The organism is Afipia sp. GW821-FHT04G03, from assembly GCF_059419985.1.
Window position 1 is genome coordinate 1,874,252 of the sequence record NZ_JBWKSV010000001.1, and the last position, 19,037, is coordinate 1,893,288.

16 protein-coding genes and 1 pseudogene are annotated in these 19,037 nt (G+C 59.2%); 10 read left to right on the forward strand and 7 right to left on the reverse strand.

What is annotated here, in order from left to right; all coding sequences use genetic code 11:
• Window position 1: 1 nt before the first annotated feature.
• From AC07UB_RS08885 to AC07UB_RS08905, 5 genes are read right to left on the reverse strand one after another with little or no spacing between them, the layout of a single operon-like run.
• Window positions 2-3,400, reverse strand: a complete 3,399-nt coding sequence (locus AC07UB_RS08885; RefSeq protein WP_494651330.1) for a molybdopterin cofactor-binding domain-containing protein — start codon at window positions 3,398-3,400, stop codon at window positions 2-4.
• Complete coding sequence (locus AC07UB_RS08890; protein ID WP_492792335.1) at window positions 3,397-3,861, reverse strand: (2Fe-2S)-binding protein; 465 nt, start codon at window positions 3,859-3,861, stop codon at window positions 3,397-3,399. Before AC07UB_RS08890 ends, AC07UB_RS08885 begins: the two co-directional genes overlap by 4 nt.
• Entirely contained in the window at window positions 3,851-4,783 is a 933-nt protein-coding gene (locus AC07UB_RS08895) for a DUF1177 domain-containing protein (RefSeq protein WP_494651328.1), read from the reverse strand. Before AC07UB_RS08895 ends, AC07UB_RS08890 begins: the two co-directional genes overlap by 11 nt.
• Window positions 4,784-4,803: 20 nt before the next feature.
• Window positions 4,804-5,808 carry an LLM class flavin-dependent oxidoreductase gene (locus AC07UB_RS08900; protein WP_494651326.1) on the reverse strand — a complete coding sequence of 335 codons (1,005 nt, stop codon included), beginning with the start codon at window positions 5,806-5,808 and terminating at the stop codon, window positions 4,804-4,806.
• A gap of 3 nt (window positions 5,809-5,811) precedes the next feature.
• Complete coding sequence (locus AC07UB_RS08905) at window positions 5,812-6,522, reverse strand: GntR family transcriptional regulator (protein WP_492792332.1); 711 nt, start codon at window positions 6,520-6,522, stop codon at window positions 5,812-5,814.
• Between the two features lie 263 nt (window positions 6,523-6,785).
• Between AC07UB_RS08905 and AC07UB_RS08910 the strand changes: the two genes are divergently transcribed.
• The 9 genes from AC07UB_RS08910 to AC07UB_RS08950 all read left to right on the forward strand — a co-directional run bounded on the left by AC07UB_RS08910 (window position 6,786) and on the right by AC07UB_RS08950 (window position 15,771).
• Window positions 6,786-7,925: an ABC transporter ATP-binding protein gene (locus AC07UB_RS08910; RefSeq protein WP_492792331.1), complete on the forward strand. Its 1,140-nt coding sequence runs from the start codon at window positions 6,786-6,788 to the stop codon at window positions 7,923-7,925.
• Complete coding sequence (gene pepE, locus AC07UB_RS08915) at window positions 7,925-8,641, forward strand: dipeptidase PepE (protein WP_494651324.1); 717 nt, start codon at window positions 7,925-7,927, stop codon at window positions 8,639-8,641. The genes AC07UB_RS08910 and pepE overlap by 1 nt, the downstream gene beginning before the upstream one ends.
• Entirely contained in the window at window positions 8,641-9,504 is an 864-nt protein-coding gene (locus AC07UB_RS08920) for an FAD binding domain-containing protein (protein ID WP_492792791.1), read from the forward strand. The genes pepE and AC07UB_RS08920 overlap by 1 nt, the downstream gene beginning before the upstream one ends.
• 8 nt (window positions 9,505-9,512) lie before the next feature.
• On the forward strand, window positions 9,513-9,998 hold the full coding sequence (locus AC07UB_RS08925) for a (2Fe-2S)-binding protein (RefSeq protein ID WP_494651323.1): 486 nt from the start codon (window positions 9,513-9,515) through the stop codon (window positions 9,996-9,998).
• Window positions 9,999-10,030: 32 nt separating this feature from the next.
• Window positions 10,031-11,065: an ABC transporter substrate-binding protein gene (locus AC07UB_RS08930; protein WP_492792328.1), complete on the forward strand. Its 1,035-nt coding sequence runs from the start codon at window positions 10,031-10,033 to the stop codon at window positions 11,063-11,065.
• On the forward strand, window positions 11,062-11,940 hold the full coding sequence (locus AC07UB_RS08935) for an ABC transporter permease (protein WP_492792327.1): 879 nt from the start codon (window positions 11,062-11,064) through the stop codon (window positions 11,938-11,940). The genes AC07UB_RS08930 and AC07UB_RS08935 overlap by 4 nt, the downstream gene beginning before the upstream one ends.
• The gene (locus AC07UB_RS08940; protein WP_492792326.1) at window positions 11,937-12,737 is read left to right on the forward strand and encodes an ABC transporter permease; all 801 of its coding nucleotides are present in this window, start codon (window positions 11,937-11,939) and stop codon (window positions 12,735-12,737) included. Before AC07UB_RS08935 ends, AC07UB_RS08940 begins: the two co-directional genes overlap by 4 nt.
• A 62-nt stretch (window positions 12,738-12,799) precedes the next feature.
• A complete protein-coding gene (locus AC07UB_RS08945) occupies window positions 12,800-15,124 on the forward strand; it encodes a xanthine dehydrogenase family protein molybdopterin-binding subunit (protein ID WP_494651320.1) in 2,325 nt (774 codons plus the stop codon).
• The gene (locus AC07UB_RS08950; RefSeq protein WP_492792324.1) at window positions 15,121-15,771 is read left to right on the forward strand and encodes a flavin reductase family protein; all 651 of its coding nucleotides are present in this window, start codon (window positions 15,121-15,123) and stop codon (window positions 15,769-15,771) included. Before AC07UB_RS08945 ends, AC07UB_RS08950 begins: the two co-directional genes overlap by 4 nt.
• 6 nt (window positions 15,772-15,777) lie before the next feature.
• Here the strand turns inward: AC07UB_RS08950 and cofD are convergent, their stop codons facing one another.
• Complete coding sequence (gene cofD / locus AC07UB_RS08955; protein WP_492792323.1) at window positions 15,778-16,755, reverse strand: 2-phospho-L-lactate transferase; 978 nt, start codon at window positions 16,753-16,755, stop codon at window positions 15,778-15,780.
• A 17-nt stretch (window positions 16,756-16,772) separates the two neighbouring features.
• Window positions 16,773-17,537 carry a coenzyme F420-0:L-glutamate ligase gene (cofE, locus tag AC07UB_RS08960; RefSeq protein WP_492792322.1) on the reverse strand — a complete coding sequence of 255 codons (765 nt, stop codon included), beginning with the start codon at window positions 17,535-17,537 and terminating at the stop codon, window positions 16,773-16,775.
• 987 nt (window positions 17,538-18,524) lie between these two features.
• On the opposite strand from cofE, the pseudogene AC07UB_RS08965 reads away from it, so the two are divergent.
• Window positions 18,525-18,701: pseudogene (locus AC07UB_RS08965) on the forward strand (transposase domain-containing protein); the annotation flags it as partial.
• Window positions 18,702-19,037 lie beyond the last annotated feature (336 nt).

The window sequence follows — 19,037 nt, forward strand, 5'->3', positions numbered from 1 at the left end:
TTCAAGCTGTTCCGCCGCCCGAACGCACGTCCATCGCGCGCTCGATCGCGCGCTGTGCCAGTTCGACGATCAGATGGGTTTTGTAAGTATTGTCCTTGAGCGGAAGGCTGCCGTGGACAATCGTATCCGCCAGATCGGAGACGATGGCCGCATCAAACCGGTTAAGACCGACCAGCCCCTGCTCAACTTTTTGAGCGCGGATCGGCTTTGGCGCCACCGCTCCCAGCGAGATGCGGGCTTCGGCGATCCGCCCACCATCCCAGATGAGTTGAGCCGCGACCGAAGCTTCGGCGAAATCGCTGCGGCGCACGGCAAACTTCTCAAAGGCGAAGGTAGCGTTCTGCGCGACCGGAATTTCGATCCTGACCAAGGCTTCATGGCTCCCGATGCACGACAACCCGGACCACAGATAGAACTCGTCCATTCCGACGCTGCGTTCGCCGCTCGTGCTGCCGATGATCGCGCGCGCGTTAAGCGCGGTCAGAAGAGGAGCCAGATCAGCGGGACACGGCGCGGCGCATCGCTTCGCTCCGAGAATCGAATGGAAACGGTTGTTACCCTTCACCGCGAAGCACGGACACGTCGCGCCACCCAGTTTGAAACACGGAAAGGCGCTGCGGAAAAACCAGCAACGCTTTTCCTGGCAAAGATCGCCCGCGACCGTCGCAACGCGACGTATCTGGGGCGTTGCGATCAGTTCGACACCTTCCACAAGTCCGGGGAGGAGTTGATTGACAAGGTCCGAACGGACGAGACCATCCAGCGTCGTCGCCGCACCAATCCGCAGGACGCCGTCGTTAACATCAATTTTTTTCAGGTCGGCGACACGCGAGGTATCCACCAACACGTCCGGATCGTAGATGCCCTGACGTATCCCGACGAACAGGTCAGTCCCCCCGCCCAGAATACGGCGCTTCTGCCCGTCCGGCTTCAACGCCGTCATCAGGTCATCGAGGCTCGCAGGCGTCATGACCACCGGCGTGATATCCCGCCGCGGCAGATTGGCGAACTTCGTTCCGACGTTTCGCAGAACCGGGAAAACCACCGATGGATAGGCTTTGCGAACCGTGGCGACCTCGAGATTCATCGGCCGCTTCCATGACTTCAAACGCAGTTCCCGGCCGGATTGCGCGGCGAGGCGCGGCAGCACGCGATCAGGGCTCAGCGGCAACTGCTTGAAACGAATTCCGGTGGCGTGCGCGACAGCGTTGGCAATGGCGGCGATAGTGGCGTTGATGGTCGGCTCCGCGCCGGCCTTGGCGCCGAACGGACCCTCGGGATCGAGGGTTTCGACCAACGCGATCTCGATGGGCGGCGCGTCGCCGATACGCGGCGCCTTGTAGTCGAGGAACGAGGCGTTTACCGGCCTTCCCTCCTCGAAGATCATCTCCTCCTGCAAGGCCATGCCGATGCCTTGCAGCACACCGCCATAGATCTGGCCTTCCATGGCCATCGGGTTCAAGGCGCGTCCGACATCCTGCGCCACAACGATCTTCTTGATGGTGATCCGGCCTGTTCCGGCATCGACCTCAACCTCGGCAGCCTGCGCACCGAAAACATACGTCGCCGCGTAGTTACCTATCCCGGTCGCCGGGTCCGGCCGCTCGCCGGGAGTCGTATAGAAAGCTTCGGCATCCAGCGGACCGCACAGTCGCGCGACGTCCGCCATGGTGGCGCGACGAGCCGGATCGGCGGTGTGAATGACATCGCCGTCGACGAAGGCGATCTGATACGCACTACAGTTCCAGTGCAAGCCGAGCGCGCGCTGAATTTTCTCGCGTAATGCCGCGCCGGCGCGAATGGTTGAGTTTCCGGTGACGAAGGCGACGCGCGATGCGGCGCTGCCGAGATCCGCGGGCGCCTCAGCGGTATTCATATGAGAGACGCGCACCATTTCACTTCGAACGCCGAGCGCCTCCGCAGCGAGTTGGGCGAGCGTGGTATTCTGCCAGGTTCCCGCATCGGCGGTCTGGGTATGAACGACGAATTCACCCGACGCCAGCAACTCGATCCGGGTGTTGGAGTAATTGCCTTCCTGATAGATCACGCCGCCGCTGGGATGGATCATCGCCGCGACGCCAACGCCGCGGAAAGTCCCGCCCAGCTTTCGCTTCTCGGCCCAGCCGATGCGCGTGCGCACCTCTTCGAGACATTGCGACAGACCGCAACTCGATATTTTCCATCCAAGCGGCGTCACGTCGCCGGTCTGGTTGGCCTGCGAGAGCCGGTATTCGAGCGGATCGCGACCGAGCTTCTCGGCGATCTGGTCCATGTGGCTCTCGATGGCCCAGATCGTGTGCGGCGCGCCCATGCCGCGATACTGCCCGCCGGGTACCTTATTGGTGTAAACAAGATCGCAATCGTAATGCGCGGTTTTCACACGGTAGAGACATGTCGTCCGTTGCCGCGACGCGCCGACATAAGTTGGCGCATAAGCGGTGTAGGCACCGTTGTCGATCTGTAGCGATGTCGAGCGGCCGAGAATCGTACCATCGTGATCGAATGCCGTCTTGATCCTGATGCGCTTGGCGTGATCGGTTTTGCCGCTCACGAATTCATCGCGGCGGTTGAGCACCAGCTTTACCGGCCGCCCTGCCTTCACTGAAAGCCGTGCTGCGAGCGCTTCCTGCTCGCAGACCTTCGACTTTCCTCCAAAACCCCCTCCAACGTCGACGCCCCTCAGGTGAACGCGCTCGATATCCATGCCGAGCACGTGCGCCACTTCCTTGCGAATGAAGAACGGAGCCTGCGTCGCAGTCCAGAGCGTCAGATCGCCTGTTTCGGGATCGAAGCTGGCAGCCGTCCCGTTGGTTTCCATGCAGGCCGGAGCGACGATGCCGTGCTCGAACTGATCCTCCAGCACATGCGGCGCATTGGCGAACGCATCGTTGACGGCGCCGTAGTCGCAGGAAAACTTAATCGCGACATTTTTTCCGCCTGGGGTAGAAGTTCCCTCGTGGATCGCAGGGGCATCCGGGCGCAACGCGTCATCCGGAGAAAACACTGCAGGCAGCGGTTCGTACTCGACCTCGATGAGACCGGCGGCATGCTCGGCCGCTTCCAGCGTGTCCGCGGCCACCGCCGCGACCTCCTCGCCATAAAACCGCACTCTATCGACGGCCAGCGGATGCCGGTCGGAATAGCTTCCGCCAAGATGCATATAGTGCCGGCCCGGAAAGTCAGCCGACGTGATGACCGCCCGCACGCCCGGACAAGCCTGCGCGGGATCGGTATTGATGCGAACGATGCGCGCATGGGCATGCGGACTGCGCAGCACGGCGCCAAACAGCATTCCGGGCAGATTCATGTCGTGCGTAAAGATCGCACGCCCCCGCACATGCAGCTCCGAACCTTTCTGCGGCAGCCGGCGGCCCACTTCCTTGACCTCCATGGTGCTCATGGGCGTGCCTCCGCAGCGACCGAGCTGATCGCTTCAATGATGGCGCGATAGCCAGTGCAGCGACAGATATTGCCGGTCATGCCGTGGATGATGTCCTCCTCGGTTGGATGCGCGAACCGCGCAAGCAGGGCCGTTGCCGACATCAGCATTCCGGCCGTGCAAAAGCCGCACTGGGTCGCGCCGTGATCAATAAATGCCTGCTGCAACCGCGTCAGCGTCCCGTCGCGTTCGAGACCTTCGATCGTGGTGACGTCGGTGTCTTCGGCGCGAAACACAGGATAGAGACAGGAACAGACGGCGGTATCGCCCACCAGGACGGTACAGGCGCCGCAGTCTCCGTTGCCGCAGCCGATCTTGGTGCCGCGCATATTGAGCTGTTCGCGCAGGACAACGGCCAGCGGCCGAAGCGGCGGAGCTTCCACCTCGAACTCGTGCCCATTCACACGCAGCTTAATCGGCATGCGCGACGCCTTCCGCCGTCTGCAGATGACGCATGGAGCCGTAGATGGTCGTTAGTTTCCGATACTCGGCCTCGTCATGAAATTGGCATTGGCCGCGGCCGAACCGCTTCGCCACTTCGATCGAGAAGCGAACCGACTTCTCGATGTCGTCAAGCTGCGTGGCGCCCGTCGCGCAGCCGGGCACGACCGAAGCGGCAGTGACAGCGACACCGACGACCGGCACCGACGCATAAACGGACGGCTGAAGGATCGAATTGATATGAAAAAGGTCATTGGCGTAGGGGGTGATATCCTGCGTGCTGAGCGGCATGACCACTGCTGGCTGCGCCGTGACCGTTTCCACGATGTCGATCAGATCGGAACTGACGGGAAGGATATAGCCTTCGCGAACCGTCGGGGTGATTGCAATGCCCTTCCAGTTCACGACGCGATTCCCGCGTGAGGTATCGATGCTGATGATCGCTCCCATATCGGGATGAACCTCGGCCTCGCCGAGCAGCCGCCGATCCACCGGTGAAGACATGAACGGCACCGGATGATGGGGTCGCGTCGGCGCGGCAGGACAGATATGGGTTGATATGATGACGTCGCCGTCGAGCACGTCACCTTTTCGATTCATCGTCGCGAGCTTCATCGCCATCGCGACCGCGGCAATCGCACCATCGGCATCCGACACCATGCCGATCTGCTCGGGACGGGCTCCAATGCCACCCAGTTTGCCCACGACTCCCAGAACCGGCGCATCGCGCCGCCGTCCCGGTACGCGCACCTGAAGAAAATCGGTGAAGTGACGGTCTGACGAGATCCGTCTGGTAACAACGTCCTGCAACCCCATGGCCGCAAGTGTCCTGACGACCTCGTCGCCATCGATCACAGCACTGTCGAGCAACTCGTAGGCATTGACGACTTGTTGGAACGCCATCGATATTCAACCTTTCAGGACTAGATGTCCCTCACGCCTGGCAACACCTCGGAGAAGATCAATTCGCCCATCTCGGGAATGGTCATCCCCTCCGGAGGATAGGGAAGCAGAATTACCTGATCGACGCCGCAGGCGCGGATCGCGCGAATGCGATCGATGCACTCGGCAGGCGTACCGGAGACCGAAAGCTGTGTCGTCAGAGAGTCCGAGACAGTCTCGCGCATAGCCGCGTCGTAGGCATCGGAGCGCGCGTAACCAAACTTATCGAGTTGCTCGATAAGCCGATCTCCGTTTTCGCCCAAGATACCCAGCGCTTCGCGCGTCGAGCTGATCGTGCGACCGATCGCAGGCTTAACCGCCGCCCTCGCCGCATCGCCGTCCCGCGACACCGATGTATAGGCCCAGACTGCAATTTCGGGACGTTTGCGATCGGGCGACCGCTTCTTCAGTCCCGCACTGATATGCCCCTGCGCGAAGGAAATGCCCTTCTCCGAAGTGAAATGGCCAATGATGATTCCATCAGCAAGCTCGCCACCCAGAGCGAGCACCATCGGACCGCGCCCCGTGATGAAAACCGGGATCTCACGTGCGGCAAAACCAAGCGTCGCCGCCTTGGCCGGAACGAACTCCGAAGACGACGTGATTGTTTCACCGGCCCAGAAACGCCGCGACAAATCAATCGCATCACGCAGCGCTTTCACCGGACTGACGCGTTTGATGCCGAGCGCGTCGAAGCCGCTGATTCCCGCGCCCATTCCGAGGATAGCCCGGCCACCCGACAACTCGTCCAGCGACGCTATCGCCGCCGCCGTCAGCAGCGGGTGCCGAATGTACGGATCGGTCGCCCCCGTTCCCAAGGTCGACGCCGCCGTATTGCAGGCCAGAGCAGAGAGGCTGACGAAAACGTCACGGAAGAAACGCTCGTCTGGCACCCACATAGAGAGCCCGTGACTTTCACACCTTCGTCCGAACGCGATAAAATCACCGAGCGACAACTTCGGCAGAATAGCAATACCGACCTTCATGAATCACGCCGCCTCGCTCGAGCCACGACCTTTTCGCTTTTCCTTCTCCGAGAGGAGATCGCCCCCCTTCTCGTGAAGGAGCGCAACCGCACGGTGCAGATGCGCACGAACGATGCGATCTGCCGCATCGCCGTCACGAAGCTCCAGCGCATTGATCAGAAGCTCGTGCTCGCGCACGAACTGCCTCGCATCATCGATCGAGTGAAGCGTCATATCCTCGTCCGTGAAGATGAACTCGGACAGATTGTCGAACTCCCGCTCGATGCGTGGAGAGCGCGAGGCCTTGGCAACCATGCGATGGAAGGCAAGATTCAATTTCGCGCGAAGCACCGTATCCGACAGGTCAGCGATGGCATTCTCGGCAACATTGGCGCGGAGCGCCTGAATTTCGACATTCGTGATGTTCTCCGCCGCAAGCCGCGCCGCATATCCCTCGATCGCAGCACGGACATGATAGCTGTCGAGAATGTCCTGACGCGGGTCCGTTAGAATATAGCCACCGCGCTCCGCACTCGCGATCAACCCATCCCGCTTCAGCTGCGCCAGCGCCTCGCGAAGCGGCGTTCTGCTCACGCCCATCGCACGGGCGAGGTCGACCTCCACGAGGCGCGCGTTCTGCGTGAGCTCACCGTTCAAAATGGCGATGCGAAGGTTGCGGTAGACGCCACGCCATGTGGCCTCGCGGCGCGGCACCTTGTATTCGTCGGTTAGCATTTTTGTATCCTGCATACACTCAATAACGACCATCTCTCATGCACAATGCCATGATTTACAGCACTATCGCAATAAAAATGGCGCAGATAACGAGATTTTTTTCGTTGTTTTTGTATTCAGGATACAATAGCGTACATTCAAGTGCCCGATCTGTGGAGATTTGAGAGCATGCCTGTGTGGGACGGCAGAAATGAATGGCGGAACGTCGATGGTGACGGGACGCTGACGCGCAAACAGATTGCCCTCCGTCGGGAGTGGCGCTGATGTTGTTTCGTCCCTCTAGCGCCATCCGCAATGGCATAGCTCGCGGCGGCGCACCGTGTGATGTATCGATCGCCGGGATTTCCGTGGCCTATGGCGACACGATGCCGGTACGCAATCTATCTCTGGACATTCAGGCTGGTGAATTTCTGTCGCTGCTCGGACCCAGCGGCTGCGGAAAGACCACGACCCTGCGCGCCGTTGCAGGTTTCGTTGCGCCCAGCGCCGGCGATATCCGGATCGGTGGACAGTCCGTTGTGAATGTCCCGCCCAATCAACGCAGCATCGGCATGGTTTATCAGAACTATGCCCTCTTCCCCCACATGACCGTGGCGGACAACATCGCTTTCGGCATGAAAATGCGCGGCTTTCCGCGCGCGGAGATCGCGCAGCGAATCCCGCAATTACTCACCCAACTTCAGCTTTCGCCGTTCGGTCAACGCTATCCCAAGCAATTGTCCGGCGGGCAGCAGCAGCGCGTCGCGCTCGCGCGCGCATTGGCCTTCAATCCGGGCGTCCTGTTGCTGGACGAGCCGTTGGCGGCGCTCGACAAGCAGTTGCGTGGAGATATGCAGTTCGAATTGCGGAAGCTGCAGCGTGAGGTCGGCATAACGACCATCTTCGTGACCCACGATCAGGAAGAAGCTCTCTCCCTGTCGGACCGAATTGCAGTGCTGCATGAAGGCAAGATCCTCCAGGTCGGCACGCCGCATGAAGTCTATAAATTTCCTTGCTGCCGTTTCGTCGCGGAGTTCATCGGCGAGGCGAACATGTTGCAGGGCTCCGTCGTGGGGTCCGGGCGCGACGCCATGTTGCAGATCGACGGCATCACTGAAAAACATCGCCTCAGCGCCGCTCATGATAGCGGTACTGTGTCGATTCTTCTGCGACCGGAAAAGCTTCACCTTCATACCGCCGGCGAAGCGGCTCCCGCCAGTCACAACGCGATCCACGGGCGCATCGTCAATTCGGTCTTTGTCGGAACAAGTCTCAAGTATCAGGTCCAGATCGGCTCCGGGCGTTTGCTTCGCGTCGACTCTCAAGCAGATCGCGAACGACCTGCGGATATCGGCGATGAGGTCGTCCTGTCGTGGATGGCGGATGACGCGCGGTTATTCCGCAACGACCTACTGGAGGCATGATGCGTTTGCTACTCATCAGCAACTCCGGCCGACCTTTTCTGCAGCATTGCCGTACCGAGGTGCTCAATTTTCTGCGGTCCGTTAGATCGCTTGGTTATATCACCGCCGCGCGGCTTGACGATGAAGATGAGCGCTTCAAACTCGCCGCCACCGCGTTGTCCGACTTCGGAATCATGACAGAGCATCTCCGGCTGAGCGACGACTTCAAGTCTCGCTTGAAGCGTGCGGAAGCTGTGCTCGTCAGCGGCGGCAATACTTACGCGCTGCTCAAGCGGTTGCGTGACGCGAGTGCTCTTTCCTTGCTTGCCGACCGGGTCAGGGGCGGCCTGCTCTATATCGGCACCAGCGCGGGCACGAACATCGCGGGCCCGAACATTCTCGCCACCAACGACTGGAACGTCGTCGGCTGCAATCAGTTCGACGCCATGGGGCTCGTCCCGTGGGCCATCAACCCCCACTATCTTCAGCAAGACCCGAACATGGCAACGGGGAGCGAAACTCGCGATCAACGGATCGGCGAGTATCTCACTATCAACAGGGCGCCGTTGCTGGCCATTGAGGAAGAGACTGCCGTCCGCATCGAGGGCGGACACGCAAGTGTCGTCGGATCGGGTCGCGTCCGTCTGTTTCAACCCGATGCCGAGCCGATGTGGTTTGCAACTGGCCAGACTTTGCCAGCCGTCACGCTGTCGTACTCCGCCCCGATGGTTTCGTGATGTCCGTGCAATACGTTGCCGCCACGAGTGTCGCAGATGCCATCTCGCTCGCAAGGCATTGCGGCGCGGGAGCCCGGCTCATTGCCGGAGGCACCGATCTTGTCGTTCAAATGCGGCGCAAGGTGCTCGCACCAACCCATCTGATCGACATTCAGCCCATCGACGAACTCAAGCAGGTCCGGATTGACGATCGTCAAGTCGAGATCGGTGCGATCGTAACGCATAAGGAAATTGAGCGCCTCTTTTCCTCCTATCCCCATCTTGCCGGTCTGGTCGAGAGCGCACGGATCGTGGGCGGACATCAGATCCGCAACAGCGGAACGATCGGCGGAAACATCTGCAACGCGTCTCCTGCTGCCGACCTGCTGCCGATCCTGCTGGCGCTGGAGGCCACTATCGAACTCCAGGGACCCGATGGCAGCCGGCGCGAGCCACTTGAAAGTTTTCTCAAAGGCCCCGGGCGCACATCGCGCCATACAAATGAAATTCTGACGCGCATCACCTTTGCCACTCCTCCCCGCTCATCGGCCACGGCCTTCCTCCGCGCTGGTCGCCGCCGCGCAATGGAAATCTCGCTCGTTTCGGCAGCGGTCTTGGTCGTCCTCGACGCGAACCAGAGGTGCATAAGCGCGCGCATCGCCATTGGCGCAGCAGCTCCCACCGCCTTTCGCGCACGCGAGGCCGAGGCCGCCCTGATCGGTGCGCCGATCACTCCGGCAACGTTGCAGACCGCCGGCGAAGCAGCGGCGGCCGCCGCAAAGCCGCTTTCCGACGTTCGCGCTTCAGAGACATACCGCCGCCGACTGGTCCGGGTCATGACGGCGCGAGCTCTCGAAGCCTGCGTCAAAAGGATCGAACAATGACCCAGATCTTGTTCACGCTCACCATCAATGGCGAGCACTACGAAACGCATGCCGAACCCGACACGTCGCTGCTCGACGTGCTACGCGACAACCTCGGCCTTACCGGAACGAAAACAAATTGCCTCGAGGCGGAATGCGGCGTCTGCACCGTCTTGCTGGATGGCAAGGCGGTTTGCTCCTGCATCACTCTGGCAGCTCAATGTCAGAGCAAGTCCATCGTCACCATCGAAGGGCTCGCCGAGGGCTCGACGCTTCATCCGCTTCAATCCGCCTTCCTCGAAACAGGCGCCGTTCAGTGCGGCTACTGCATTCCGGGCATGATCATGACAGCAGTATCGTTCCTGCATGAAGTCCCGAATCCGACGGACAGCGAAATCCGCGAAGGCCTTGCCGGCACGCTGTGTCGCTGCACCGGCTACCAGAAAATCGTCGAAGCCGTTGCGACGACTGCAAAACAACTCAATCAAGACTCCAGAAATCTACCACGATCTTGAAGACTAACGTTTACAGGGGGAAGTAAGATAAAATGGATTACAAACCGTTCAAATCAAAACTTCAAATCGCTGTCGTCGCTCTCGCAGCCCTTCAGACCATGTCGTCCGCAGCTGCGGCACAGGACAAGAAGCCGCTGGTGTTCATGACCTGGGGCGGCGTCTGGCAGCAGACCTTCGACAAGATCGCAAAAGAATACGAGGCCAAGACGGGTCAGCCGGTCTCAGTCATTGTTCAGGGCGCCGGAGAGGCCGGCCTTGCGCGCGTGATCGCGCAAAAGGACAAGCCGGAGATCGACCTCTGGTCGACCAACATGATCAACTATGAGCGCGGCAAGAAGGCCGGCGTGCTTGCTCCATTTGACAAGGCTGGCGTTCCCAACGCCGCGAAAATGGATCAGTCCCTGATCTTCTCGCATGGCATCACCACCTGGGTGTCGCTCCGCGGAATCTTCTATCGCAAGGATCTCGTGCCGTTCGAACCGAAGACTTGGGAAGACCTTTGGGACCCTCGCCTGAAGGGCAAGATCGCAGCTCCTGCCGCGACTTTCGATCCCGGCTATTTCCCCACGATGGCGGCTTTGCTGGCGGGTGGTAGCGAGCGCAACCTCACTCCGGGCTTCAAGAAATTGAAGGAACTGCGTCCTAGCATTCTCACCTTCTACACCAACAACGTTCAGTCCATTCGCCTTCTGGAGAGCGGCGAAGTCGGGCTGACCGCGTGGGGCATTCTGCCGAACGTGATCAGCTACATCAAACCCGGTGGGAACTACGGCTTCGTCGTGCCGAACAAGCCCCTCTTGATCGCCGAAACGCCAATCGCGCTGATTGCAGGCGCCCCCCGGAAGAAAGAGGCTGAAGCTTTCCTCAACTATCTGCTGTCGATGGACGTGCAGACGAGAATTGCCGATGCCTTTGGCGCGCGCCCAGTCAACAGCGATGCAAAGGGCCCGGAGGTCGTCGAATCAATCCTGACAAACCTCAAGGGAGCATATGCGATCGACTACGATTATCTGTCGGACAATCTCTCAGATATCATCAAGAACTATGACCAAGAGGTCGTCCAATGACGTCTCTTGCTCCGGCAAGTCGTCTGGACAGGCTGGCGCGTGACCGATCGGCCCTCAAGGGCCTGTTGCTCACGGCCCCGGCCCTCATCCTGCTCGTTTACTTTTTTGCCGCGCTTGCCAATATTCTCTCGTTAAGCGTTACGGATAACTCCGGGGCCTTTTCGACGAAAAATTTCACGACGTTCGCGGCGGACGCGCGATTCAGAACCTACCTCATGCGGTCGGCCTGGATCGCGCTCTATGTTACATTCATTGCCTTGCTGGCTGGCTACCCCATCGCCTATGTCATGAGCCGGGGGCGGCAAAGGATCGCTTCCATCGTCACCCTAGCGCTCGCCATCCAGTTTTTCTCCATCTACGTCATCAAGATGTACGGCTGGATGCTGGTTCTCGGCAACAACGGCATTATCAATCGTACATTGCAGGCGATCGGTCTAACTGATGCGCCGGTCAAGCTGATGTATAACGAACTCGGCGTTGCCATCGGCCTGTTCGCCTCCTCCCTTCCGTTGATGGTCTTTCCGATCAGCTCCGTGTTGCAGAACATCAACTCCGAATACGAAGAAGCCGCGAAAGGCCTGGGCGCCAATCCCATATCGGCCTTCTGGCGCATCTTGCTGCCGCTGAGCGCTCCAGGCGTGACAAGCGGCGCAGTGCTGACATTCGTTTTCTGCTTCACGGCCTATCTGGGACCGTCCTTGCTCGGCGGCGGAACATTCAAAATGATCGGCAATCTGATCTACGATCAGGCAACTGTTGGCTTCAATTATCGGCTTGCCGGTGTAGCGGCGGTCGTAACCCTGTCTGTCAGTCTGTGTGTTGTCTTCGGCATTACCGCGCTTGGCAACAGAGTGCTTGACGAGAAACGACGATGACCAGAAACACCGCCTCAACCGACCCGCTTTACATCTTCAGTTTGATTGTTGCTGCGATCGTCCTGACATTCGTCACACTCCCGTTGATCGTCACCTTCGTGACGGCCTTCAATGCCACGACCCAAGCGGCATTTCCTCCAGAAGGTTATTCGCTCCGCTGGTTCAAACACGTATTCGAGCGTCCGGAATTCGCAGGTCCATTCTACAGAAGTCTGGCGCTGGCGCTCGTCTCAGGCCTGTGCGCCATGACGCTTGGCACAATGTCGGCCGTCGCCCTTACTAAGTATCGTTTCCCCGGGCGCAACGTGATCGATACTGTTCTGATGTCGCCGCTGATCGTTCCTCAGGTTATTCTAGGCCTGTCCTTTCTTGTATTCAGCGTGCAGACCAAGGCCCTCGGCAGCTTCGCGACGTTGGTCATTCTGCATTGTGTTCTGACGCTGCCCTATTCGGTCCGCGTCATCCGCGCGTCCTTGCAAAGCATCAGCCTTACGCCGGAAGAAGCCGGAGTCGGCCTTGGCGCCTCCGCGCTCAAGAGCTTCGTCCTGATCACGCTTCCGCAGATCAAGTCCGGCATCTTCGCAGCATGTTTCTTCTGTTTTGTGATCTCGTTCGACAATTTCACGGCAACGGCCTTCCTCGCCCAGAACGACACGACGCTGCCTGTCGAAATCTTCTTCTACATCGAAACCCGTGTCGATCCGACGATCTCCGCGATCGCGGCGCTGATGATGCTCGGAACGGTCTTCTTTGTTCTCGTTATCGACAGGCTCGTTGGCGTGAAACGGATTACCTAATCGCCTTATAGGAAAGCTGCCGCGAGCGGACGACGCAAGTGTGACAGTGAGGAAAGCAGACGATGAACAAACCATTCAATGTCGTCGGGAAGCGCTTGCAACGGATTGACGGCACGGGAAAGGTCACCGGATCGACGATCTTCGGAACCGATTTCTCCCTGCCCGGCATGTTGCACGGAAAGATCTGCCGCAGCACACACGCCCACGCACGCATCCTTCGCATCGACACGGAGGCCGCGCGGAAGATGCCTGGCGTGCGCGGCATCATCACCGCCGTCGATGTGCCCTGCACCCGCTACGGCTCCTTCATCAAGGATATGGAAGTCTTCGCCTCCGCCAAGGTCGTCCATATCGGACAGGCCATCGCGGCAGTTGTGGCGCAGACGTCACGGCAGGCCGAGGCAGCCTGTGCGGCAATCGAAATCGAATATGAGCCCCTTCCCGGCGTTTTTGATATCGAAGCTGCACTCGACAAGAACAGCCCGCTGGTCCACGAGGATTTGCTAACCTATCAGGCCATGCCGATCGTACGGCGTGATGGCAATGTATCAAATCGCTCCATGCTTCGCGTCGGCGATGTCGAAGCCGGCTTCGCGCAATCTGACCGGATTTTCACCAACCGGTTCGAAACTAGCCCGGTTCATCCGGGCTACACCGAACCGCGCGCTGCGGTTGCCACCTATGACCCGGCCGGCCAGTTCTCGGTGTGGACCAACACTCAATTGCCGTTCGAAGCACAGGCGACTCTCGCCGATATTCTGATGGTGCCCACCTCGCACATTCGTGTCATTTGCACGACGATCGGGGGCGGCTTCGGCGGCAAGCTGCGGCTCGGCGTCGAACACTATGCTGCGCTGCTGGCCAAGAAGTGCGGACGTCCCGTCAGGATCGCGACGACGACGGAAGAGGAAATGACGGCTGCCTATCCGCGACAGCCTGTCATTGTCGAATTGAAGACCGGCGTCACCAATGACGGCCGCATTCTCGCCAAGCAGGGCCGTATCCTTGTCGACACGGGCGCAACTTCGGGGTCCGGCGTTGGCGTCGGGTCGAGTTCGTCGTTGATTCTTGCCGGCCCCTACAAGATTCCAAATCTGCTTCTTGAGGGTCTGGCAGTCTACAGCAACAGGACCCCCACCGGATCGTTCCGTGCGCCGTCGGGGCCGCAATCGAACTTTGCGGTCGAATCCCAGATGGACATCATCGCTGATGCGCTCGGGATTGATCCCCTCGAGTTTCGCTTGAAGAACATTCTGCGCGACGGCGATACGGCGGTGAACGGTCAGGTTCTCGACAAGGTCAGCCTCGAGGAATGCCTCCTGAAAGCTGCCGACGCCATCGGATGGTCCAATCGCAAGCCGGGACCCTGGCGCGGCAAGGGAATTGCCTGCAGCTGGTGGACGACGACATCCGGCTCCTCGGGAGTCTATATCAAGGTCGCAACTGACGGACGGGTTCAGCTGAACACCGGCTGCGCCGAGATCGGCACTGGCGCCCTCACCGGTGCCGCACAAATTCTCGCTGAGGAACTGGGTGTCAGCTTGAGCGACATCAGCATCGTAAGTGCCGACAGCGCCTCGACGCCCTATGACTACGGCGCACAGGGCAGCCGCGCGGCGTTCGCGGTAGGTAACGCCGGCCGTGCCGCAGCCGCCGAGTTGCGCAAGCAGGCCATCACCATCGCAAGCAAGCTGCTGAAGCTGCCGGATGACAAGCTGATCTACGGCAATGCCGCCGTCTGGGGGGAAGGAAAATCGGTCTCGCTGGCTGACATTGCCCGATCGGCGCAGCTATCAAGCGGAGGCCTCATCGCACACGGCACCTTCATCGCGCCGCCCACGGTCTACGATCCGAAACGCAGCGAGCACATGGTGATCACCACGCTCAACTCGCCCAGCTTTCATGCGCACGCCGCCGATGTCGAGATCGATCCCGAGACCGGCGACGTACATATTCACGACTACGTGGTGGCCCAGGACGTGGGATTCGCGATCAATCCTACATTGATTGAAGGCCAGATCGAAGGCGGCGTCGTTCAGGGTCTCGGACAAGCGCTGTCCGAGGAGATCGTCAGCATCGACGGCAAGGTCCGTAACGCCAACCTCACCGACTACAAGATGCCGACCTGCGTCGATGCTCCGCGCATCCGATCCATTCTCGTGAAGTGTCCGAGCGAGAACGGCCCGTTCGGGGCGAAAGGTGTCGGAGAGCCGCCGGTCATCGAACCGCCGGCGACCATGGCCAACGCCATCGCATGTGCGTCCGGGGCCCGGGTGACCACGCTTCCGATGACCGCCGAACGGATCGTCGACAGGTTGTCCGCACAAACCCAGCAGTTCGTTCCCGGCAATAGAGCGCCGGTTTTCTCAACCGAGAGACAGTTATGAAGATCGCCTCATCCAGTCTGGACACAGTGCAAGCCTACAAGCTGCTCAGCGGGATCGTCGTGCCCCGGCCGATCGCCTGGATCACGTCACGGTCGAGCGACACCGTCATCAATCTTGCGCCCTTCAGTTGCTACACTTTCGTGTCAAGCAATCCGCCGATGGTGGGATTCAATGTCGGCAAAAAAATTTCCGGCGCCAAGGATACCCCGACCAACATCATGCGGACCGGCGAATACGTTGTGAATATCGCCGATCATACGATGATCGCAAACGTTCACAAAAGCTCCGGCGAATTTTCCACTCATGAAAGCGAGGTCGAACTTCTCGGTCTCAAGACCACGCCGGGCGAGTTGGTCGATTGCCCTCGTCTTAGCGATGTCCCGGTCAGTATGGAATGCCGTTACGTATCGTCCACGCCGTTCGGCCGGGGAAACACGCAGTTCATCGTCGGTGAAGTTGTGGTCTTCCACATCCGGGACGACCTCTATGACAACGGCAAGATCCACACCGAAAAGCTTCAACCGATTTGCCGCATCGCCGGCCCGAACTATGCGACACTCGGCCCGATTGTATCGCAGACATTGTCCGGAACCTGGGGACCCGGCGATACAGTGGCGCGCTGGGAAAAAACCGAGCGCCCCAGATAGAAGACATCAGGCCGGTCGCGACCCATCGCGCCGAGAAAGCCGCGACGCAAATAATGTTGCCTCCCGCGCGAGATGAACCTTGGCGGCAAGGTCTGTCATCAGCGTTGCGGTGAAATGAACAGGAATCGCTAGACCTTCAACCGATCCGATATCGGCGTGGTCTATCAGCAGTCCGTCGATCAGCCCGTCATAGTGCCGGGCAATCGATTCCGTCGTCACCTCGATTGAAAGCTCTTCCATGATCTTCACGGTCGGCCCCTTGATGGCCTGGCCCGCAATGATTGGAGAAACCGCGACAACCGGCGCGCCATTGGTCATCAATAATTCGCGCATTCCGGCGACGGCGAGGATCGGGTCGATGCTCAAATAGGGATTCGAGGGACACAGCACGATCATGCCGACGCGGGGCGAACGCAGGATCTCCACAACATTGCTGCTTGGTTTCGCCTGCTCACGTCCAGCAAACGAGATAGAATGAACCCTTGGTTCGCATCGCCGGGCAACGAAGTAGCGCTGGAAATCCAGCAAGCCTTCGTCCGTCTCGACCTTTGTGCGCAACACATCATCCGTTACCGGCAGAATACGCCCCGCTATGCCAACCGATTGCCGGATGGCATCGATGCATGCGGTCAATGTCTGCCCGGCAGCGAGGCGGCGCGTGCGTTCAATATGGATCGCCAGGTCCTTGTCGCCCAGCAGAAACCATTCCTCTCCACCAAGCTGGCGAAGCGCTTCCATGAAATTCCAGGATTCGCCGGAACGACCCCACCCGCGGACCTCGTCGCTCAGCCCGCCAAGTGTGTACAGCACAGTGTCGATATCCGGACAGATACGCAGACCGAGGTGATCGAAATCATCTCCAACATTGACAACAACCGTTAGACGCTCGCCAAACAGACGCTGCAACCCGAGTGCAAGCTTCGCGCCCCCCACTCCCCCGCAGATCGCGACAACTTCATTGTCAGAATTCAAAATTTCATTCATCACACCAGCGTCCTTCGCTATCGGAACATGTCCAACTCGCGCGGGCGGATCAACGACGCGGCGTCGTTCTCTGCTCCCGGATTGCGGAATCCTCGCACATGAATGATCGGCATGCCTTCGGCTCCCTGCCCCATGAGCAGCGAAGCCGCAGCGGCCATCTCGTCGGCAATCGCAACCTCAGTCACGACCATGGCGCGGCCGAACAGATCCGGCGCACCGATCATATTGAACAGTGAACTTATTCCGGCGGACCCAAGCGCGACGCCGACAACACCGTTGCGCCAGGCCCTGCCGAAGCTGTCATTGATGATCACGCCCAGCTTTACGCCGAATTCAGCATCGAGCCGCTGCTTGATCTGACTGCATGACGCGTCCGGATCGACCGGCAGCAAAAGCACACGATGCTTCGCGCCGGCGTCGATATTCGATTCGTCGATGCCAGCATTCGCCATGACGAAACCTAGGCGATGCTCGACGATGATGACATTGGTCTTGGCGCGAAGAACCTCGCGCGACTCCGACAGGACGACCTCAAGGTGGCGAGGGTCCTTGCCGGTGATCGCTGCAAGGTCTTGCGCCCTCGCCGACGGGACGATCGACTCCAAATAAACGTAGCGATTTTCTGATTTAGAAATAATCTTCTGGGCAAGAACGACGATATCGCCGTTCTGAGGCTCGATCTTCGCCGCAGCCAGGCCATCCTTGATGATCTGACAGATGTCGTCTCCCGGACTTACTAGCGGGATATCGGGTAGCGCCGTGTAAGTAATCGATCTCTTCATAATTACTCCAGGAATCTGGCACTAACATCCGCCACTTCGTCCGTAAAGCCTCGGCGCGCCGTTCGCTCAACATACAAAATATTCCTGTAAATTCCATAACCGCTCATTACGCGAATCCATGCCCCTCCGCGGATTCAATCTCATCGAGATGCTGGTTCCGGCCGAAACCACGCAGCAGAGGAACTGTAAGCGACAACTATTGCTTCCTGTCGATCTCTGCTAAATTTGCTCGAGTGATCGACAAACGGTGAAGAATTATGGGTGCTCAGGTTTTCTCGGTCCGCGCATTTGACAATGACATAGAGGCCACGCATCGGAAGCAAATGCGGAAACTGGCGGGCTACACCGTGCCCGTACCGCCTAATTGGCTTCCAGAGCTGCTCTCGGAGAGGTCATTCGAAATCGGATCGCGGAAAAGCATCGAAGACATTCAGCCCACACGCGCCGTTCGAATCCGGTCTCTGTAGAGACTCGGCATGCGTAAGAAGCCCGCCATTGGCGGCCTTTTATCGCAACTAAGAGAGAAATTCTCTGAAAGCCGGACTGGATGGCTGGCGACACAGTGCTGATCGCACACGTCTCTGAGGGAATTCCCTGCTAACAGGGAGTTTTACAGGGAAATTCGCGAAATTAGGCCTCTGCAGAGAGCTTTAGACGCAAGAAACTACAGCGTCACAGCGATTTCTGAGATAATTCCCTAGGAAAATTAGCAGCGAATACATTTCGAGGAACAGGGAAATTTCCGCTCACAACAGGGATTTAAGGGCTCGGAACATTGACCGGCTTGCCCGCTAAGCGTTGAATTCTCACATACTTGTCTAGCATCGCGTGGACGCGATCTGTTTTCCCCTTCGATTTGTGGATGTGGAGAGCGAGATGGTGGCAAAGAGTGGATCCTGGACACGTCAGGGCGAGGCTTTCTGGCGGCCGCATCATGAGGCGTGGAAGCGCAGCGACTTGAATCAAAGGCAGTATTGCGAGGCATATGGCGGGGGCCAGCGCTGGGCAACCGTCTGCTCGCCCATCACAACCGCCAAGCTCAACAATGTCGAGCCCTTCGCCTATCTCACGGACGCGCTCGAACGCATGTCCGGCGGTCACCCGATGAGCCAGCTCGACGACCTCCTGCCCTGGAATTGGCGTCCATTGACGGCTCTCAACTGACACCAGGTGTCAGAAATGGACGCTTACTGGTGAACGAGATTGCGCTACATACAGGAGATTCGAATTATTTAGCCAGACGGCGACAATCCTGTCGCGAGTCGCGGCGAGATGGCGGAGGTTCGAAAAATCACTGACGCGAGCCGTCCAACAGGATGGCTGGTGACCCGGAGCATCGATAGGGAGCGTCACGGTGACAGAAGCCGATGTGGACCTCCGCCGACTGTTTATTCTCGATGCGTGCACAGTCATTAGACGCGGGCGCCCACTCCAATTTTCGATCCAAAGCTCCAGAACCGTGGAACTTCAAGCCAAATTGCCAAGCCCATTTATAGCTGT